Below are 19,796 nucleotides of genomic sequence, written 5' to 3'. Positions count from 1 at the left end.
GTTATTTGTTGTTTGCATTGATCACGCGGAATTCGCCGCCGACGTGCATCATGCTCATCAGGTACAGCATCCCGTCGAAATAGCGCTGCTCGCCGCTGGGCACGGGCGTGTCCCACAGCGCGCGCAGGAAGTCGTCGGACACCTGCCCCGGCCTGGCCGCCAGGCTGCCGACGGCGGCCGCCGCCAGCATGCCGGTCGAGTGGCGGTCGGACTGGGGCTTGCCGTCCAGCGTGTAACGGTCGGCGAAGCGGTCTATCCCTTGCGAAGACAGGAAGCGCTGGACGCGGTCGCTCAAAGCCTGCTGGCGCGGGTCCTTGTTCCACCAGCTGCTGTCGACGGACCAGTTGCTGATCGTGCGCCAGCTGTCGTAGCTGAACGAACCCGGGCTGCCGTCCCAGTTCTTCAGCGGCGTGCCGTCGAAATCGGCGCGGTCGGGGCCGAGGCCCGTCCCGGGGTCAGCCGTCTTCACGAAGAAGTCGCGGCTGACGCTCGCCGCGCGGGCCCAGAACGCGCGGTCTTCGCGCGGGCCCCAGCGCGCCCACAGCTCGTAGAACGCGGGCAGGTGGTACGACGGGTCGGTGCCGGGGATGAACGTCTCGGGCACGAAGCGGACCATCGCGTGGGCCTCGTCGACCATAGGCCCGACGGTGACGGCGCGCGGCGCGCGGTGCGGGCGCTGCGGCGGCCACGGCTTGCCGGCTTTCTGCGCCTGTTCCTGTGCGTGGCGGTTGTTGGGGCTGGGCCAGGGCGTGGCCGGCTCGACGAAGGGTTGATCGCCGGGGTGGATGCGGAACGGCGGCGTGGCCGTCACGACCGGATGGTGCCGCATGCCGCGCAGGATGGTATCGGCTTCCTTCTGGTAGTCGTAGATCCCCTTCCCGTTACCCCAGCGCCGCGCCGCGAAATACAGCGCCATCGCATAGTATTCCTCGCCGTCCGGCGCGGCCCCGGTGGCGCGCGGCGTGCCGTCCGTGCCCATCGACCACGCGAAATAGCCGCGCGACGGGTTGGCGGGATCGGTCGTGAGCATGGTCGTCTTCGACCAGTTCCACAGCGCGTCGAACTCGCGCTTCTTGCCGAGTTGGACGGCGATCATCATGCCGTAGCTCATGCCTTCCGTGCGGGCGTCGTTGTTGGCCCAGTCCGTGATGTACGCGAGCGTGCCGTTGGCGTTGGCGCCCGTTTCGAAATAGACGCGCTCCTCCTGGCCATCGCCATGGAACAACCGCTGGAAGGCTTGCTCGATCTTCGCGTGCGTCTCTTGCGGGCTGCGTCCCAGGCGTTCGACGAACAGGTTGCGGTAGCGCTGCGTGCGGTAGGCGCCGGCGCCGTCGTCGGTTGCCGCCGTGGTGGTGGTGGCAGCTTGATGAGTGGATGATACTTGCGCGTGGGCGGCACCGGCCCAGGCGAGGATGATAGCGGTAACACCGCAAAGTAAAGTTGGTGCCCTCGACATTGTTTTTCTCTCGTTATAGGGGTTGTTTGTCTCCTTGCCGCCACATACGTGGAGCGTGGTCAGTGTACTACGCGCGTGACTGTTAGCAATTGTTAATGACTTGTCATTACGGCGGCATCCAACACTTTGGACGGACGAAAAAAAAACCGCCCCGGCAATGCCGAGGCGGCTTTCGATGTGGAGGCTTTATCGATTACATCGAGAACGACGAACCGCAACCGCAGGTCGACTGGGCGTTCGGGTTCTTGATGACGAACTGGGCGCCTTCGAGGTCGTCCTTGTAGTCGATCTCGGCGCCGACCAGGTACTGGTAGCTCATCGAGTCGATCAACAGCTGAACACCGTTCTTTTCCATCGTCGTGTCGTCTTCGTTCACGATTTCGTCGAAGGTAAAGCCGTACTGGAAGCCCGAGCAACCGCCGCCCTGCACGAACACGCGCAGTTTCAGGTCGGGATTGCCTTCTTCCTCGATCAGTTGAGCAACCTTCTGGGCAGCGCTGTCGGTGAAATTGATGGGCGTGGGGATCGTGTCTTGTGCGTTTTGCACTTCGGCGACTGCATTCATGGATAAACTCCTGATTGGATTCGGATTTCGTCCATTATAGACCGTTGGCGCCAGTCATGCTGAAGCCCCTTCGGCCGCTACGCCGAGGTGGAAGACGGGTTCGGCGGCCGCCACCGACTCGGCGTGATGGGTCAGCTTGCCGGTGACGAGGGCGCCGCCGTGCATTTCCAGCAGGCGGTAATGAACATCTCCATGTATGCGGCCTTTCGGCTGCAATTCAAGGAGTTCGGACGAATACACCGTGCCCGCGATATACCCGTTGACGACGAGGTTGGAACAGCGCACCTCGCCTTCGATGCGCGCGTGTTCGGAGACGATCAGCACGCTGTCGTTGCCGTCCGCGGCCACCACGTTGCCGTGCACCTCGCCGTCGATGCGCAGGCCGCCGGTGAATACGAGATCCCCTTCGATGCGTGCGGAAATGCCGATCAGGCTATCGATTTCGCTTTTTGCGTTACGACCGAACATGATTGTCCCCTGTGCTTGACGTTGGTTCTGTCCAACAGTCAATGTACCGTTGCCAACACAGGTCGCCTTGATCTGTGTCTGCAGATCAAGGCTTGCCAGGAGACGCGATTACGGCAGCAGCGCGATCTGCTTCAGGCCGGTACTTTCCGGCAGGCCGAACATCAGATTCATGCACTGCACGGCCTGGCCAGACGCGCCCTTGACCAGGTTGTCCTGTACGACGAGGATGACGACGGTGTTGCCGTTGTCCGGACGGTGCAGCGCGATGCGCAGCATGTTCGAACCGCGCGTCGAGCGGGTTTCCGGGTGCGAGCCGAACGGCATGACGTCGACGAATTCCGCGTCCTTGTACTGCTCTACGAACAGGGCTTGCAGAGCGTCGTTCGTGATGTCCTGGGTGAGGCGCGCGTACAGCGTCGAATGCATGCCGCGGATCATCGGTACGAGATGCGGCGTGAAGATCAGGCCGACCTTCTGGTCCGTGTAGCGCTGCAGCTGAGCCGACGTCTCCGGCGTGTGGCGGTGGCCATGCACGCCATAGGCCTTGAAGTTGTCGCTCGCTTCCGAGAACAGCGTGCCGATCTCGGCCTTGCGGCCGGCGCCGGACACGCCCGACTTGGCATCGGCGATCAGGTTGCCGGCGTCGATGATGCCCGCCTTCAGCAGCGGATAAAAGCCCAGCTGCATCGTGGTCGGATAGCAGCCCGGGTTGGCGATCAGGCGCGCCTTCTTGATGTCTTCGTGGTTCAATTCCGGCAGGCCATACACGGCCTCTTCCAGCAGGTCCGGCGCGCTGTGCGGGATCTTGTACCACTTCTCGAACGTGGCCTGGTCCTTCAGGCGGAAGTCGGCCGCGAGGTCGATCACCTTCACGCCGGCGGCGATCAACTCGGGCGCCTGGGCCATGGCGACGCCGTGCGGGGTCGCGAAGAACACGACGTCGCACTGCTTCAGGTCGGCCTTGTCCGGGCTCGAGAACGCGATGTCGACGTGGCCGCGCAGCGAGGGAAACATGTCGGCGACGGGCAGGCCGTCTTCCTTGCGCGAAGTGATGGCGGTCAGCTGCGCCTCGGGGTGGGCAGCGAGCAGGCGCAGCAATTCCACGCCCGTATAGCCGGTGCCGCCAACGATGCCAACTTTGATCATGTCTGTTTCCCCTTGGTAAATAGGTAAGTTCTCGTAAGAACCCACAATTTTAGCAGGGTGCCCAATCACGTGCTGCATTGCCACATGGAATTGGCTCAAATTCGGGGTCAGAGCCCATTTTTGGGCAATTACCCAGTGTTCATTGCCAAAAACCGGGCTCTGACCCCGGTTTTTGGAAACAAAAAAGCCGCCGGCTTTGCAGCGGGCGGCTTTTCGGTCCGGCAGCAGCGCAAAAGCGCTGCGGATCCGATTAACGCTTCGAGAATTGCTTTGCGCGACGTGCTTTGCGCAGACCAACTTTCTTACGCTCGACTTCACGGGCGTCACGGGTGACGAAACCGGCACGTGCCAGGTCGCCCTTCAGGCCTGCGTCGTAGTCGATCAGTGCACGGGTGATGCCGTGGCGCACTGCACCTGCCTGGCCGGACTCGCCGCCGCCATGCACGTTGACCTTGATGTCGAAACGCTCGACGTTGCCGGTCAGTTCCAGCGGTTGACGGATGACCATCAGGCCGGTTTCGCGCGAGAAGTATTCGGCGGCCGGTTTGCCGTTCACGATGATCTGGCCGGTGCCAGCTTTGATGAACACACGGGCCACTGCACTCTTGCGACGGCCGGTGCCGTAGTTGTAGTTACCGATCATGTCAGTTCCTTACTTAGATTTCGAGTGCTTTGGGTTGCTGGGCAGCGTGCGGGTGCGTAGCTTCCGCATACACTTTCAGCTTCTTGATCATTGCGTAGCCCAGCGGGCCCTTCGGCAGCATGCCTTTGACGGCTTTTTCCAGGGCGCGGCCCGGGAAACGCTGTTGCATTTTCAGGAAGTTGGTTTCGTAGATACCGCCCGGGTAGCCCGAGTGACGGTAGTACTTCTTGTCGTTGGCTTTGGTGCCGGTCACGCGCAGTTTGCCTGCGTTGACGACGACGATGAAATCACCGGTATCGACGTGCGGAGTAAATTCCGGCTTGTGCTTGCCGCGCAGTCGGAGTGCCACTTCGCTGGCAACACGTCCGAGGACTTTGTCCGTCGCGTCAATCACGTACCAATCGCGCTGGACTTCATGGCCCTTAGCGGAAAAAGTTTTCATGTTGACTTCCTATGTATAGGGAATTAATGCTCGAATGGTGGTTCCGCGGGCGATGCTACATCGCGGACTCTGCCTTATTGTCTTTTCCCGAGCAAATGGAAAGCCCACGACTATAGCCGATTCCTCACCCGACAGTCAAGCCGCACCAGACTGGAGCCAACGCAAAGACATCCCCGCCGAATCATGCAATTTTGCAACTTTTGATTGACCGCGAAATCGATGACAAATTAGTATGACCCGCATCAAAGAGGAGACTGCTTGTTGAAATCCATCCTGCTCCTGGGCGCACTGCTGGCGGCCGCGGTGCCGGCGGTACAGGCTGCGCCCACCACGCCGGCGCAAACGCGCAGCTGCCACCTGCCCGGCGTCGAGGAAGCCCTGCGCTGCCTGACCTTGCCCGTCCCGCTCGAACCCGGCAAGCCCGCCACCCTGAACCTGCACGTGACGATCGCCCCCGCCCTGCGCCAGGGTGCGCGGCCGGATCCGCTGTTCGTGCTGGCAGGCGGTCCCGGTGAAGCGGGCAGCGACGTGCTCCCCCTGTTGTCCACCGCCTTCAAGCGCGTACGCGCCACGCGCGACATCGTGTTCGTCGACCAGCGCGGCACGGGGCTGTCCGGCAAGCTGGAATGCCCGTCCGACGCCGACGCGGATGCGCAGCTGAGCGATGCCGATGCCGACGCCGCCCTGCGCCGCTGCATCGCGGCCAGCAAGGCGCCGTTCGCCGCGTACACGACGGCCGCCGCGGCGCGCGACATCGAATCCGTGCGCCGCGCGCTGGGCTATGACAAGATCAACCTGTGGGGCGGCTCGTACGGGACGCGCCTCGCGCAGGCGTATGCGCGCGCCTACCCCGCGGGCACGCGCGCCCTGCTGCTCGACGCCGTCGCCGCGCCCGACCAGGTGATCCCGGCCGGGGGCCGCGACAGCCAGGCCGCGCTCGACCAGTTGTTTGCCCAGTGCGCCAAGGATGCCGCCTGCGCCCGCGCCTATCCGAACCTGCGCGGCGAATTCGACGCCCTCGTCGGCAAGCTCGATGCCGCGCCGTTGACACTCAACCTGCCCGACCCGCGCACGGCGCGCCAGGTCGACGTCACGATGACGAGCGCGCGCCTGCTCGACACCGTGCGCAACATGCTGTACGCGCCGGCCGACGCGCGCCGCCTGCCGTTCCTCGTGCACAGCGCGAGCGCGGGCCGCTGGCAGCCGTTCGTCGCGCGCCGCAACCTGGCCGCCGACTTTTCCCCCGACGGCTCGCCGGCCACGCTGCTGCACCTGGCCGTCGTCTGCGCCGAGGACATGCCGCGCTTTACGCCCGCGCTGGCCGCGAGCGATGCGAGTCCGCTGACGCGCACCTTGGCCGACCGCCTGCGCGGCCTGTGCCGCGCCATGAACGTGCCGGCCGTGCCGGAGACGCCCCCCACGCGTATCGCCGCACCCGTGCTGCTGCTGTCCGGCGCCCTGGACCCGGTCACGCCGCCGCGCCGCGCCCAGGACGCCGCCCGTTTCATGGACCATGCGCAGCTGCTGACGGCGCCGAACGCCGGCCACGGCGTGTCGCAACTGGGCTGCGCCCCGCGCCTGTTGCGCACCTTCCTCGACCGGCCCGACGCGAAAGTCGACGGCGCCTGCCTGAACGAGATCCCGGCCCCGACCTTCCAGCTCGGCAGCGCCGGACCGCAACCCTGAACACAGGCTATCCATGATCGAAGCACAAGAAGTCCGCAAGCACTTCGGCGCCGTGCAGGCGCTGGGAGGCGTCAGCTTCACGGCGCGCGACGGCCACATCACCGCGCTGCTGGGGCCCAACGGCGCCGGCAAGACGACCCTGCTGCGCACCCTCGTCGGGATGCTCAAGCGCGACCACGGAACCATCGCCATCGACGGCATCGACCCGGAACGCGACCCGCTCGCCGTGCGCGCCAACATCGGCTTCCTGACCGACCAGTTCGGGCTGTACGAGCGCCTGTCCACGCGCGAATACCTCACCTATTTCGGCGAGTTGAACGGCATGGACGGACGCGCACTCGCCGCGCGCATCGACGAGGTCTCGGAAATGCTCGCGATGGACGACATCCTGGAACGCCGTAGCAAAGGATTTTCTCAGGGCCAGCGCATCAAGGTGGCCCTCGCGCGCGCGCTGCTGCACCGTCCGCGCCACCTGCTGCTGGACGAGCCCACGCGCGGCCTGGACGTGATGAGCACGCGCGCCGTGCGCCATGCGCTGTCCACGCTGCGCAAGGAAGGATGCTGCGTCGTGATGGCCACGCACGTGATGCAAGAGGTGAGTCATCTGTGCGACGACGTGATCGTCATCGCCAAGGGCCATACGGTGGCCCAGGGCACGCCGGACGACCTGTGCCGCCGCACCGGCATCGCCAACCTGGAAGACGCGTTCGTCCGCCTGGTCGGCACCGACGAAGGGATCGTCTCATGACCTCGAAATTCCTCGTCGTCTTCAAAAAGGAGTTCCGCGAATCGCTGCGCGACAAGCGCTCGCTCGGCCTCCTCGCCCTGTTCACGCTGATGTACCCGGTGCTGCTGGGCGTCCTGCTGCACCAGTGGATCGACCGCGCGACGAAGCCCGAGCGCGAAGGCATCGTGCTGGTCGTGATCGGCGGCGCGCAGGCGCCCACGTTGATGGCCCAGCTGAAGCAGAAGAACGTCACCGTGCGCGACACGCCGCCCATGGACGAAGCCGCGATCGGTGACCTGCTGCGCGCCCACAAGGCGGCGGCCGTGCTGCGCCTGCCCGGCAAGTACGCGAGCGACTACGCCGCGATGCGGCCCGCGCGCATCGAGCTGTGGTTCGACTCGTCGACGGAGCAGGATGGCCGGCGCGACGTCGAGGACGTGCTGAACGCCTACGGCGCCAACATCGCCAGCGCCCGGCTGCTGGCGCACGGCGTGTCGCCGGCCGCGCTGTCGCCCGTGCAGGTGCAGCGCTACGACACGGGCACGACGGCCGCGCGTTCGGCCGGCGTCATCGGCGGCATCCTCGGCTTCCTGTTCTTCCCCGCGTTCATCTGCGGCCTGTCCGCGGCGGTGGATTCCACGGCGGGCGAACGGGAACGGCGCTCGCTCGAAGTGCTGATGGCGCAACCCGTGCGCACGTGGGAACTCGTCGCCGGCAAGTGGCTCGCGGCCGCGGCGCTGGCCGTCATCGGCATCACGCTGGAGCTGATGCTGGCGCATGCGATCCTGTCGTGGATGCCGCTGGAAGAAATCGGCATGAGCTGGCGCGTGGGCTGGGGACGGCTGCTGCTCGTCTGCCTCGCGTCCGTGCCGCTGTCGCTGTTCGCGGCGGCCATGCAGATCGCGGTGGCGATGAACGCGCGCTCGTTCAAGGAGGCGCAGAGCGTGCTGTCGATCGTGATGCTGGTGCCGATGCTGCCGGGGCTCGCCGTGTCGATGCTGGAACTCAAAACGGCGTCGTGGATGTACGTCGTGCCGATGCTGTCGAACCAGACCCTGCTCCGCGAGACGGCGAAGGGCGGCGACATCGGCTTCCTGCCGTTCGTGCTGACGTTCCTCTGCTCCGCCCTCGCGGCGTGGGCGGCCGTCGCATTCGCCGCGTGGCGCATGAAGAGCGAGCGTTACGTGCTGGCCGTCTGAGGCGTTATCAGCACGGTGCGTCGCGCTGGCTTAGAATGAACGTCTTTACCTGTCAACAAAGCGGAGAAATCGATGGAAGTCAAAGTCAGCTGGAACGGACCCTCCGGGATGAGCTTCCGGGCCGAAACCGGCTCCGGCCACCTGGTGAACATGGATGGCGCCCCCGAGGGCGGCGGCCACAACCTGGCACCGCGCCCGATGGAAATGGTGCTGCTGGGTACCGGCGGCTGCACCGCCTACGACGTCGTGCTGATCCTCAAGCGCAGCCGGGAAGACGTGCGCGGTTGCGACGTCACGCTGAAGGCCGAGCGCGCCGAGACGGATCCGAAGGTGTTCACGAAGATCCACTTCCACTTCACCGTCACGGGCCGCAACCTCAAGGAGGCGACCGTCGAACGCGCGGTCAACCTGTCGCACGACAAATACTGCTCGGCGTCGATCATGCTGGCCAAGACGGCCGAGATCACGCACTCGTTCGAGATCGTCGAAGGCTGAGCCTCGGGCTCAGATGTAGTACGCCGTCGTGGTCATCACCTTGGCCATGGCGCGCATCGCGGCCTTGACCGGCAACGGCATCTCGGCCGCGCCCATTTCCTGCGCCTTCGCACCGTGTTCGATCTCGTCGTCGCGCATCTGCGTGACGATCGCGCGCGACTTCGCGTCCTGCGGCGGCAACTGGTCGAGGTGGCTGTTCAGGTGCGCCTCGACCTGGCGCTCCGTCTCCACGACGAAGCCGAGGCTGACGGCGTCGCCCAGGCGCGACGCGACTGTCCCCAGCGCATAGGCGCCGGCATACCACAGCGGATTCAACAGGCTCGGCTGCGAACCCAGTTCGGCCAGGCGTTCGGCCGTCCAGGCCAGGTGGTCTTCTTCCTCGCGTCCGGATTTGGCGAACTGCGTGCGCATGGCCTGCGTCGACGCACGGCGGCCCTGGGCATCGTACAGCGCCTGGGCGCACACTTCACCCACGTGGTTCACGCGCATCAGGCCGGCGCTGTGACGCTGTTCCTGGGTATTCAATTCGCAGTCCGGGGCAGAGACGCCCGGATTCGGCCGTGCGGCCTTCGCCACGCCGCCCACGACGCGCAAGGCCTTGTCGAAGCCGACGATCAGGTGGTCAAGAGGGTTGATGGTGCGGGTTGTCATGAGGGACCTTCTTCCAGCTTGTTGTTCGATAACCCGAATTATATGCCCTCGCCCGCCGCCCCTTCCTCACGTGTCTCCCGGGCACGCTTCTGCGCCTCCAGCCAGTCGTGCACGGGCCCTTCCACCTCCAGCTTCGAGATGTTTTTCGCGACGCCCAGGTTCAGCTCCAGCAGGAACGGAATCGAATCCGGCGGCACGTCGGTGCACGTGCTCGTGAACGCGGTCATGAAGCGCTCGGATTGCACGACCGGCAACACGTCCTTGCCGCTCATGAATTGCAGGACGCTCGTGATCGTGTGCCCGCCGCCGATCGTGTGGTAGATGAACCGGTTGAACTCGCGGTCCACGGTCTTGAAATCGATGGTTTCCTTCGTCATCAGGTTGGCCAGGTAGTAAAGGCCGACGGCGACACGGAACCAGTCCGTCGACTCGGCACGGGTGCGGCCCTGGCGCATAACGGCCAGGATGTTGTCCTTGTTGATGAGAGTATCCATAAGGCCATTATGCATCTTCTTGCCGGGCCAGGATATCACCGGCAATGTTGCCAGAATAGACATGAGTCGTTCCGCGCTGTATGCTGGCCTGCATCCTGCTCCCGCTTTTCTGCACTCTGGACTTGTGAAAATGCCGTGTGTCGCACCGCTGCTGCCGGGTCGGCTCCTTTTTAATACAATGCAACAGTCATGAAATACGTGCATTGTCACGAGCAATGGAGTCTCCATGGAATTACAAATCCGCAACTTGTCCAAGACCTATGCCAATGGCGTGGTCGCGCTGGACAGGGTCTCGCTGAGCATCCCGCCCGGGATGTTCGGCCTGCTCGGCCCCAACGGCGCCGGCAAGTCGACCCTGATGCGGATCCTCGCCACCCTGCAGGAATGCGACAGCGGCTCCGTCTTCCTGGACGACATCGACGTACTGGACGAAAAGGATGAAGTGCGCCGCCTGCTGGGCTATCTGCCGCAGGATTTCGGCGTGTACCCGAAAGTGACTGCCTACGAACTGCTCGACCATTTCGCGCAACTGAAAGGCTTGGCGCAGCGCCACCGCCGGCGCGAAGTCGTCGACGCGCTGCTGCAGCAGACCAATCTGTTCGAGGTGCGCAACCAGAAGATGGGCACCTTCTCCGGCGGCATGCGCCAGCGCTTCGGCATCGCCCAGGCGCTGCTCGGCGACCCGCAACTGATCATCGTCGACGAGCCGACGGCCGGCCTCGACCCGCAGGAACGGGTGCGCTTCCACAACCTGCTGTCCGACATCGGCGAGGACAAGACCGTGATCCTGTCCACGCACATCGTGTCCGACGTGGCCGACCTGTGCGCCAACATGGCGATCATCAACAAGGGCCACGTGCTGCTGTGCGGCGAGCCGGTGCGCCTCATCGAAGGCATCGAGGGCAAGATCTGGGCGCGGGTCGTCGGCAAGGCCGACCTGCCCGCGTTCCAGAAGCGCCACACCGTCATCTCCACGCGCCTGCTGTCGGGCCGCACCCTGATCCACGTGTACGCGGACCGCTATCCCGGCGACGACTTCGAGCCGATCCACCCGACCCTGGAAGACGTCTACTTCGCCACCATCGCCGGCCGCCACAACGACATGGCCGGGAACTGCTGATTCATGGGTGCGCTCCTCGCCATCGCCGGCTTCGAGGCCCGGCAGCGCCTGAAGCTGCTGTCGACCTGGGTGTATTTCCTTGCCTTTTTCGCGCTGGCCCTGCTGTGGATGGCCGCCGCGGGCGGCGTCTTCAAGGAAGCCTTCGTCTCGTTCGGCGGCCGCGTGCTGATCAACGCGCCGCGCCAGATCGCGCTGAGTGCGGCGTTCCTCGGCTCCCTCGGCGTCATCGTCGTCGCCGCGATGATGGGCCGCTCGGTGCAGCAGGACTTCGAATACGAGATGCACCACTTCTTCTTCAGCGCCCCGATCCCGAAGTACGCGTACGTGTTCGGACGCTTCCTCGGCGCGCTGGCGACGCTCGCCGTCGTGTTCTCGGCCATCCTGTTCGGCACCCTGCTGGGGACCGCGCTGCCCGGCATCGATCCCGCCCGCCTGGGGCCGTATTCCGTCGCGGGCTACCTGCTGCCCTACTTCCTCACCCTGCTGCCGAACCTGTTCATCTTCGGCGCCATCTTCTTCGTGCTCGCGGCGCTCACGCGGCGCATGCTGCCCGTGTACGTCGCCAGCGTCGTCATGCTGATCGGGTACATCGTCGCGCCGTCGCTGGCGCGCGACCTCGATTACAAGACGCTCGCCGCGCTGATCGATCCGTTCGGCACGACGGCGCTGATCCGCCTCACCGAGTACTGGAACCTCACGGAGCGCAACACGCTGCAGGTCCCGTTCGCAGGCGTCTATCTGCTCAATCGCGCCATCTGGTCGCTGTTCTCGCTCGTCGTCCTGCTGCTCGGCTACTGGCGCTTCAGCTTCGTGTCCACGCCGGCCGGCCGGCGCGGCCAGGCGCGGCCCGAACCGGAAAGCGCGCCGCAAGCGCCGGCCGGCATGGCCGACCTGCACGAGCCGCCCGACTTCGCCGCGCGCAACCTCGCCGTGCTGCTGGCCAGGTCGAGCTGGATGAATCTGCGCGAGGCCGTCAAGAACGTCTACTTCGCCGTGATCGTCCTGGCCGGCATGCTGACCCTCATCGTCAGCTCGCTGGACCTGGGCGCGATCTACGGCACGAAAACGTACCCGGTCACCTACATGGTGCTGGAACTCATACGCGACGTGTTCGCGCTGTTCGTCCTCATCGTCACGACGTTCTATGCGGGCGAGATGGTGTGGCGCGAGCGCGAGGCGCGCATGGCGCAGATGATGGACGCGCTGCCCGTCCCGAGCTGGCTGCCGCTGGCCGCCAAGACCATCGCCCTCGTCGGCCTGCAGGTCCTGCTGCTGCTGGCCGCGATGGTGTGCGGGATGGGCATCCAGCTGGCGCACGGCTACCTGACCCTGGAACCGGGCCTGTACCTGGCGACGCTGTTCGGCATCCTGCTGCCCCGCTACGTGCTGCTGGCCGTGCTGGCGATCGCCGCGCAGGCCATCCTGAACCATAAATACCTCGCGTACTTCGCGCTGGTCACGTATTACGTCATCACGCTGTTCCTCGGCGGCTTCGGCCTCGACCACCCGATGCTCGTGTACGGCGCGCTGCCGGACATCACCTATTCCGCGATGAACGGCTTCGGCCACTACCTGCCGCTGCAGCGCACCCTGCAAATCTACTGGGGCGGCGCGGCGATCATCCTGTTCACCGCCGCGCTCGTGCTGTGGCCGCGCGGCGTGAGCGACAGCTTCGCCGAACGCCTGCAGCTGGCCCGCCGGCGCCTGACGCCGGGCGTGCTCGCCGGCTTCGCGGCCGGCATCCTCGTGTTCGCGGCCAGCGGCGGCCTGCTGTGGTACAACCTCGTCCACCTCGGCGCCTACCAGACGGCCTGGCACAAGGAACAGGTACGCGCCGACTATGAACTGCGCTACAAGCGCTATGCGAAGCTCCCGCAGCCGCGCATCACCGACGTCGGCCTGCAGGTCGACATCCATCCCGATACCCGCACGCTGAAGGTCCACGGCTTCTATCAACTGGAAAACCGGACGGCTTCTCCGATCCGCGACGTCATCCTGTTCCAGAAGCCCGGCCCCGACTTCCGTCCGCGCTTCGCGCAGGCGGCGCGGCTGCTGCGCGCCGATCCGCAGCACGGCTTTTATCACTACCTGCTGGCGTCTCCCCTGCAGCCGGGCGCGCGCACGGCGCTGGAATTCGACCTGCTGGACGCGCCGGGCGGCGTGCTGGGCCTGGGCCGCGACACGGCCGTCGTCGGCAACGGCACCTTCTTCAGCAATGAGGTGCTGCCGCACGTGGGCTACCAGCGCACGGTCGAGCTGGAGGACGACCGCGACCGCAAGCGCCACGGCCTCGCGCCGCGCGAACGCATGGCCGCGCACGAGAACGAAGCGGCGCGCGCGAACAGCTACATCGCCAACGACGCCGACTGGATCCGCTTCGACGCCGTCGTCAGCACGAGCCCGGACCAGACCGTGGTCGCGCCGGGCATGCTGGAGCAGGAATGGATGAGCGGCGGCCGGCGCTGGTTCCATTACAAGGCCGACAAACCCGTCCTGAATTTTTATACGTTCCAGTCGGCCCGCTACGAAGTGCGCCACGACCGCTGGCAGGACGTGACGATCGACGTCTACTACCACCCCGGCCACGAGTTCAATGTCGACCGCATGATCCGCGGCGCCAAGGCGGCCCTGGAATACGGCACGAAGCACTTCAGCCCCTACCAGAACCGCGAACTGCGCATCGCGGAATTCCCCCGCTACGCGTCGTACGCGCAGGCGGCGCCGGGCACGATCCCGTTCTCGGAAAGCGTCGGCTTCATCGCCAAGGTCGATCCGGACTCGCGCAAGGATATCGACTACCCGTACTACGTCAGCGCGCATGAGGTGGGCCACCAGTGGTGGGCGCACCAGATCGTCGGCGCCGACATGCGCGGCGCGACCGTGCTGTCGGAAAGCCTGGCCGAATACACGGCGCTGATGTCGATGAAGAACACGCTGGGCTCCGGCAAGATGCGGCGCTTCCTGCGCTACGACCTCGAGGAATACCTGATGGGCCGCGCGCGCGAGAACAAGAAGGAGCTGCCGCTCGCGCAGAACGAGAACCAGAGCTACATCCACTACCACAAGGGCAGCCTCGCGATGTATCTGCTGCAGGACCTGGTCGGCGAGGATGCCGTCAACGGCGTGCTGCACGGCCTGCTGCTGGAGTATGCGTACAAGGGGCCGCCGTATCCGACCGTCGCGACGCTCGTCGAGCGCCTGCGCGGCGTCACGCCACCGGACAAGGCCTACCTGATCGACGACCTGTTCGAATCCATCGTCCTGTACGAAAACCACGTCGACGGCGCGACGGCGCATCGCCGCCCGGACGGCAAATACGAGGTCGAGATCCGCGCCACCGCGGGCAAGGTGCGCGCCGGCGACCAGGGCGAGGAACAGCCGCAACAGCTGCGCGACTACATCGAATTCGGCGTGGATGACGAGGCGGGCAACCCGCTCGCGCGCGAGCGCAGGCTCGTGACGCAGGCCGACCAGCGGGTCGTCCTGGTGGTCGCCGGCCGCCCCGCACGGGCCGGTATCGACCCCGACAACAAGCTGATTGACAGGAAACCGACAGACAACATGCAGCCTGTCGACATGCACTGAACTTCACGTTATGATCTGGTCACAATATCCTGCTAGGAGACCTTCATGCCTATCGTCGCCGAACTGGCCGCCCAGATCCAGCAATTGTCCGCCCAGGACAGGCACGAGCTGTTACGGCTGCTGATGGTGGACAGCGACGACGGCGACCAGGATGCCGACGAAGCCTGGCGCAACGAAATCGTGCGCCGCGTGAAGGCGATCCGCAACGGCGAAGCGGCCATCCGCGCACTGCAGGACGACTGGCGCGAATAACGCCGGCGCTGAAGATAAAAAAAACCGCGATGCCGGATGGGTCGCGGTTTTTTTTATCGTCATTCCCGCGAAGGCGGGAATCCATACTGAGTTCCGGAACTCGATGCATGCGCAATCAAGCAGATGCTTCGAATTCTGTACGTCAGCATGGGTCCCCGCCTTCGCGGGGACGACGTGATGTGTTTATTCGCCCGCGACCGCCTTCTTGGACGCCGTCGCGCGCTTCGCCGGTGCCTTGCGGGCCGCGGCCGTCTTGGCCGGGGCCTTGGTCGCAGCAGCCTTGGCCGCCGGCTTTGCCGCTGCCTTGCGCGCGGCCGGCTTGGCGGCCGCCGTCTCCGCGCCGCTGTCGGCACCGTCACCCTCGTCCTTCGCTTTCGCGCCCGGCTTGGCCTTGCGCTCCTCGAACTCGAAGCTGATCTTGCCGTCCTTGCCACGCACGAGGAAGGCCTTGAACGAGCGGCGGGTACGCTGCGACACGAAGCCCGGCAGCAGATCGGTCTTGCCGTCGTTCAGCAGCTTGGCCATCTGCTCCGGCAGGATTTCCTGCTGGAGGATGATGCGGCTGCTGCGGAAGTCGCAGGTCTTCGGCTTGGCCACCGTGTGCTCGCAGACGTACGCGAGGCCCATCTCGTAGACGTTGCCGGTGCATTTCGGGCACGGGCCGAGCGGGGTCTGGCCGGTGAAGTCGACGCCCTCGCCGTCCTCGCCTTCGTCCTGGTCCTGGCCGAAGTCGAACTCCAGCTTGTAGTTGTGGATGTCCTCGTCGCGCACGATGCGCAGGATCGCGGCGAACGGGCGGCCCATCTTCGAGCGGAACCCCTGCAGCGGGCCGATCGTGCGGTTGGCCAGCAACTCCTCGACTTCCTCGATCTCGAACTGGCGGCCGCCCGGCACCTTGCTCATCGAGAAATCGCACTTGGTGCACGCGAAGCGGCGGTAGTTTTCCTTGACGACGCCGCCGCAGTTCGGGCACGGCGTGCGCAACGTCGCGTACTCGCCCGGGATCGTGTCGTTGTTGTATTCCTTGGCGCGCTTGACGATGATCTCGGTCATCTCGGCGATCTCGCGCATGAATTCTTCGCGCGAAATCTGGCCCTTTTCCATCTGCGACAGCTTGTGTTCCCACTCGCCCGTCAGTTCCGGCGCCGTCAATTCGTTCACGCCCAAGCCGCGCAGCAGAGTCATCAGCTGGAACGCCTTGGCCGTCGGGATCAGCTCGCGCCCTTCGCGCAGCAGGTATTTTTCCGTCAGCAGGCCTTCGATGATCGCCGCGCGCGTGGCCGGCGTGCCGAGGCCCTTGCCGGCCATCGCGTCGCGCAGTTCGTCGGAATCGACCAGCTTGCCGGCACCTTCCATCGCCGACAGCAGCGTCGCTTCGTTGTAGCGCGCGGGCGGTTTGGTGACGAGGCCGTTGGCGTTGACCTTTTCGGTGAGCACCTTCTCGCCCTTCGCCACCGGCACGAGGCTGGCGCCGTCCTTGTCGTCGCCCGTCGTGTCCTTGCCGTACACGGCCAGCCAGCCGGGGTTCGTCATGACCTTGCCTTCGGTCTTGAACTGGTGCCCTTCCACTTCCGTGTAGCGGGTCGTGACGAGGAATTCCGCGGCCGGGAAGAACACGGCCATGAAGCGGCGGGTGACGAGGTCGTACAGTTTCTGTTCCGGCTCGGACAGGTTCTTCGGCACGACGCCGGTCGGGATGATCGCGAAGTGGTCCGAGATCTTGCTGTTGTCGAAGATGCGCTTGTTCGGCTTGACCCAGCCCTTGTCCAGGATCTGCTTGGCGAACTGGTGGTAGTTCGAATTGCCTTTCAACACTTCCAAGGTCGACTTGACGGTGTCCAGGTAGTCTTCCGGCAGCGCGCGCGCATCGGTACGGGGATAGGTCAGCACCTTGTGCTTTTCGTACAGCGCCTGGGCCAGGCCCAGCGTGTTCTTGGCCGAGAAGCCGAAGCGGCCGTTGGCCTCGCGCTGCAGCGACGTCAGGTCGAACAGCGCGGGCGCCATCGACGTCGTCGGTTTCGATTCCTCGGTGACATTACCCTGCTTGCCCATGCAAGCGGCGACGATCGCTTCCGCGTCGACCTTGGCCCACAGGCGCTCGGCGCGTTTTTCCGGGTCGGCGTCGTCCTTCTTGAACTTCGTGTCGAGCCAGCGGCCTTCGTACATGCCGGCTCCGGCGCGGAATTCCGCGCGCACTTCCCAGTAATCGCGCGCAACGAATTTCTTGATCTTCTCTTCGCGCTCGACGACGATCGACAGCGTCGGCGTCTGCACGCGGCCCACGGTCGTCAGGTAGAAGCCGCCCTCTTTCGAGTTAAACGCGGTCATCGCACGGGTGCCGTTGATGCCGATCAGCCAGTCCGCTTCCGAGCGGCAACGTGCGGCATCGGCGAGCGGCAGCATTTCCTTGTCGCTGCGCAGGTGGGCGAAGCCGTCGCGGATCGCGGTCGGCGTCATCGACTGCAGCCACAGGCGCTTGACAGTCTGCTTGGCCTTGGCGTTCTGGGCGATCAGGCGGAAGATCAGTTCACCTTCGCGGCCCGCGTCGCATGCGTTGATCAGGGTGTCGACATCCTTGCGCTTGATCAGCTTGTTCAGCACTTTGAGGCGCGACTCGGTCTTCGCGATGGGATTCAGCGCGAAGTATGGCGGAATCATCGGCAGGTGCGTAAAACTCCATTTGCCGCGCTTGACGTCGTATTCCTCGGGCACCGCGATCTCGAGCAGGTGGCCGACGGCGGACGACAGGACGTATTCGTCGGATTCGAAATACTCATCGTGCTTGGTAAAGCCGCCGAGCGCCTTGGCGATGTCGTTCGCCACGGAGGGCTTTTCGGCAATGATGAGGGCTTTGGTCATAGGGTTCCTAAGTCGGGCGGCGATGTAAGCCGGCCGTTTGATAGCTTATTAGTAACAACTGGCAGATAGCGGCCAATGATAAGCGGGTTGCCGCGCAATCCGCAAGTAGACTCTGCCTGCGTGCGCCTTGATGCAACCCGGCCATGCTGCTTTGAAAAATACGCGTGATCTTGCTCTACCGCAAGAAAAAACGGGGCCGCAGCCCCGTTTCACTATGTAGATGATAGCACCGTCAATGCAGCAGGCGCGGCGCCGCATCTTCCTCGTCCGACCCGAACAGGTCGTCGAACATCAGCGCGTCCGGCTCCTTGCCTTGGCTCCACAGGAGCATCAGGACGATGATCTTCAGCTTGCCCAGCGTGACAGGCGATTCGTCCAGCGCCAGCGCGCGTTCGATGACGATTTCGCGCTGCGACGCGGTCAACAGGCCGGCCAATTCCAGGAACTGGATGAAGCCGACGGCGGCACTGCCGAGCGTATCGACTTCCTGGGCGATATAAAAGCGCGTACCGCTCGATTCGAGGGCCGGATTGGTAGTCCCGGCCATTTCCGTCAGGCCATTCAGCCAGTCCAGCGCCTCGGAAATTTCGACATCGTCGAAACCGACGGCAGACAGCTTGCGTGCCAGGGCAGCCGGCTCGGGGCAGGCATCGGGACGATAATACGTCTCGTAAAGATAGACTAGGATGTCGAACATGGTGACGCTACTGTAGCAGCTAAGCTCCGTGCGGCACAAGTGCGTCACGTGCTCCACTGCCGTGCGGAAACATCAGCGTTGTTTATCGGCCTTATCGCCTTCGCCACCCTATTTTCCGCTCATTATCCCTTCCATATCCTCTGGATGAGGCCTCCCGGCAGCCGTTCGAGACGCCCTGACAACTCCAGCACGAGCAGGCGCGCGGCCAGTTCTCCGGGGCTACAGCCGAGGCGCGCCAGCAATATGTCGGGTTCGACGGGGTCGTGGCCGAGGGCGTCCAGCAGCGCGGCGTCCGCCGGCATGCTGGAGTGCCTGGCGGCACTGTTATCGATCTTGGTATCTGTTAACGACATATCTGGCGGGAGTAGCCGGGCCGCTTGCTGCGCCACCAGCGGCGACAGCGCGAGCGCTTCCAGCACGTCCCGCGCCGTGTCGACGAGCTTCGCGCCTTCGCGGATCAGCATGTGGCAGCCCTTGGCCAGCGCGGCGTGGATGGAGCCGGGAATCGCGAACACGTCGCGCCCCTGCTCGGCCGCCTGGCGCGCCGTGATCAGCGAGCCGGACCGCACCGCCGCCTCCACGACGAGCACGCCGGCCGCGAGACCGCTGATGATCCTATTCCGCTTCGGGAAATTGCCCGGCAGGGGCGGCGTGCCGATCGGATATTCGCTGACGATGCAGCCTTCCAGCGCGATGCGCTCGCACAGGTCGCGGTTGCGGGCGGGATAGGCGAGGTCCGCTCCGGTGCCGACGACGGCGACCGTCCCGCCGCAACGGCGCAGCGCGCCCTCGTGCGCGGCCGCGTCGATGCCGAGCGCGAGACCGGACACGATGCACAGGCCGGCACCGGATAACGCTTCCGCGAACGCCAGCGCATTCGCCCTGCCTTGCGCGCTGGCATTGCGGCTGCCGACGACGGCCAGGCACGGGCCATCCAGCACATGGGGCAGTCCTCTAATATAAAGAAGCAAAGGCGGATCGGGGATCCGGGCCAGCAGGTCGGGATAGCCGGGCTCGCCCAGCGCAACGACGTGGTGGCCGGGCAGCGCAAGCCAGTCCAGCGTGGCATCGAGCAGTTTGCGGGTGGCATCGGACGGCGGTTGCAGCAGCGCGTGCGCCTGGGCCGGGTGCACGTGGGCGGCCAGCGCCGAATAGTCGGCGGCGAACACGGCGTCCGGGCTGCCGAACGCGTCCAGCAGTGCGGCGGCCGTGCGCGGTCCGATGCCGGCGGTGCGCTCCAGGCGGAGCCAGGCTGCCAGGGAAGAGGATCGTGCAGGCGCTGCGGAAAGGTCCGTGTCCTGCACGGTGGAT

18 protein-coding genes are annotated in these 19,796 nt (G+C 65.1%); 7 read left to right on the top strand and 11 right to left on the bottom strand.

Annotated features, from left to right (window positions below):
- Position 1: 1 nt before the first annotated feature.
- The 6 genes from ASD28_RS00505 to rplM all read right to left on the bottom strand — a co-directional run bounded on the left by ASD28_RS00505 (position 2) and on the right by rplM (position 4,720).
- On the bottom strand, positions 2–1,456 hold the full coding sequence (locus ASD28_RS00505) for a glycosyl hydrolase family 8 (protein ID WP_082577023.1): 1,455 nt from the start codon (positions 1,454–1,456) through the stop codon (positions 2–4).
- A gap of 193 nt (positions 1,457–1,649) precedes the next feature.
- The gene (gene erpA / locus ASD28_RS00500) at positions 1,650–2,021 is read right to left on the bottom strand and encodes an iron-sulfur cluster insertion protein ErpA (RefSeq protein ID WP_056122323.1); all 372 of its coding nucleotides are present in this window, start codon (positions 2,019–2,021) and stop codon (positions 1,650–1,652) included.
- A 54-nt stretch (positions 2,022–2,075) separates the two neighbouring features.
- Positions 2,076–2,489 carry a polymer-forming cytoskeletal protein gene (locus tag ASD28_RS00495; protein WP_056122320.1) on the bottom strand — a complete coding sequence of 138 codons (414 nt, stop codon included), beginning with the start codon at positions 2,487–2,489 and terminating at the stop codon, positions 2,076–2,078.
- Between the two features lie 108 nt (positions 2,490–2,597).
- Positions 2,598–3,635 carry an N-acetyl-gamma-glutamyl-phosphate reductase gene (argC, locus tag ASD28_RS00490; protein ID WP_056122318.1) on the bottom strand — a complete coding sequence of 346 codons (1,038 nt, stop codon included), beginning with the start codon at positions 3,633–3,635 and terminating at the stop codon, positions 2,598–2,600.
- Between the two features lie 250 nt (positions 3,636–3,885).
- Positions 3,886–4,278 (bottom strand): 30S ribosomal protein S9, encoded by a 393-nt coding sequence (gene rpsI, locus ASD28_RS00485; protein ID WP_028102305.1) that lies wholly within the window; start codon positions 4,276–4,278, stop codon positions 3,886–3,888.
- 13 nt (positions 4,279–4,291) lie between these two features.
- Positions 4,292–4,720, bottom strand: coding sequence for a 50S ribosomal protein L13 (rplM, locus tag ASD28_RS00480; protein WP_036235400.1), 429 nt, complete (start codon positions 4,718–4,720; stop codon positions 4,292–4,294).
- A 258-nt stretch (positions 4,721–4,978) separates the two neighbouring features.
- Here rplM and ASD28_RS00475 point away from each other — a divergent pair, with 258 nt between their 5' ends.
- From ASD28_RS00475 to ASD28_RS00460, 4 genes are all read left to right on the top strand, one after another.
- Positions 4,979–6,406 carry an alpha/beta hydrolase gene (locus ASD28_RS00475; protein WP_229411914.1) on the top strand — a complete coding sequence of 476 codons (1,428 nt, stop codon included), beginning with the start codon at positions 4,979–4,981 and terminating at the stop codon, positions 6,404–6,406.
- Between the two features lie 13 nt (positions 6,407–6,419).
- Positions 6,420–7,154, top strand: coding sequence for an ATP-binding cassette domain-containing protein (locus tag ASD28_RS00470; RefSeq protein ID WP_056122311.1), 735 nt, complete (start codon positions 6,420–6,422; stop codon positions 7,152–7,154).
- Positions 7,151–8,332 (top strand): ABC transporter permease, encoded by a 1,182-nt coding sequence (locus ASD28_RS00465; RefSeq protein ID WP_056122308.1) that lies wholly within the window; start codon positions 7,151–7,153, stop codon positions 8,330–8,332. Before ASD28_RS00470 ends, ASD28_RS00465 begins: the two co-directional genes overlap by 4 nt.
- Before the next feature lie 72 nt (positions 8,333–8,404).
- A complete protein-coding gene (locus ASD28_RS00460; RefSeq protein ID WP_036235392.1) occupies positions 8,405–8,827 on the top strand; it encodes an OsmC family protein in 423 nt (140 codons plus the stop codon).
- A 9-nt stretch (positions 8,828–8,836) separates the two neighbouring features.
- Here ASD28_RS00460 and coq7 read toward each other — a convergent pair whose 3' ends face one another.
- Positions 8,837–9,478 (bottom strand): 2-polyprenyl-3-methyl-6-methoxy-1,4-benzoquinone monooxygenase, encoded by a 642-nt coding sequence (gene coq7, locus ASD28_RS00455; protein WP_056122305.1) that lies wholly within the window; start codon positions 9,476–9,478, stop codon positions 8,837–8,839.
- A gap of 38 nt (positions 9,479–9,516) precedes the next feature.
- Positions 9,517–9,972, bottom strand: a complete 456-nt coding sequence (locus ASD28_RS00450) for a hypothetical protein (RefSeq protein WP_056122302.1) — start codon at positions 9,970–9,972, stop codon at positions 9,517–9,519.
- 226 nt (positions 9,973–10,198) lie between these two features.
- Here ASD28_RS00450 and ASD28_RS00445 point away from each other — a divergent pair, with 226 nt between their 5' ends.
- Genes ASD28_RS00445 through ASD28_RS00435 form a run of 3 tightly spaced genes read left to right on the top strand, consistent with a single transcriptional unit; the run spans position 10,199 to position 14,929 of the window.
- Positions 10,199–11,092 carry an ABC transporter ATP-binding protein gene (locus tag ASD28_RS00445; RefSeq protein WP_056122299.1) on the top strand — a complete coding sequence of 298 codons (894 nt, stop codon included), beginning with the start codon at positions 10,199–10,201 and terminating at the stop codon, positions 11,090–11,092.
- Positions 11,093–11,095: 3 nt separating this feature from the next.
- A complete protein-coding gene (locus ASD28_RS00440; RefSeq protein WP_056122296.1) occupies positions 11,096–14,677 on the top strand; it encodes a M1 family aminopeptidase in 3,582 nt (1,193 codons plus the stop codon).
- Positions 14,678–14,722: 45 nt separating this feature from the next.
- On the top strand, positions 14,723–14,929 hold the full coding sequence (locus ASD28_RS00435) for an addiction module protein (protein WP_056122293.1): 207 nt from the start codon (positions 14,723–14,725) through the stop codon (positions 14,927–14,929).
- 183 nt (positions 14,930–15,112) lie between these two features.
- Here the strand turns inward: ASD28_RS00435 and ASD28_RS00430 are convergent, their stop codons facing one another.
- The 3 genes from ASD28_RS00430 to dprA form a co-directional block, all read right to left on the bottom strand.
- Positions 15,113–17,788 (bottom strand): DNA topoisomerase III, encoded by a 2,676-nt coding sequence (locus ASD28_RS00430; RefSeq protein ID WP_056122288.1) that lies wholly within the window; start codon positions 17,786–17,788, stop codon positions 15,113–15,115.
- 232 nt (positions 17,789–18,020) lie between these two features.
- Complete coding sequence (locus ASD28_RS00425) at positions 18,021–18,485, bottom strand: DUF494 family protein (RefSeq protein WP_036235377.1); 465 nt, start codon at positions 18,483–18,485, stop codon at positions 18,021–18,023.
- A 122-nt stretch (positions 18,486–18,607) separates the two neighbouring features.
- Positions 18,608–19,789, bottom strand: coding sequence for a DNA-processing protein DprA (gene dprA / locus ASD28_RS00420; protein ID WP_056122285.1), 1,182 nt, complete (start codon positions 19,787–19,789; stop codon positions 18,608–18,610).
- Between the last annotated feature and the right edge of the window lie 7 nt (positions 19,790–19,796).

Origin of the sequence: Massilia sp. Root133 (assembly GCF_001426525.1) — a bacterium.
Taxonomy (GTDB): Bacteria; Pseudomonadota; Gammaproteobacteria; order Burkholderiales; family Burkholderiaceae_D; genus Telluria; species Telluria orientalis.
Note: the sequence above shows the minus strand (reverse complement) of the source record. Positions and strands in the feature narration are given on the sequence as shown.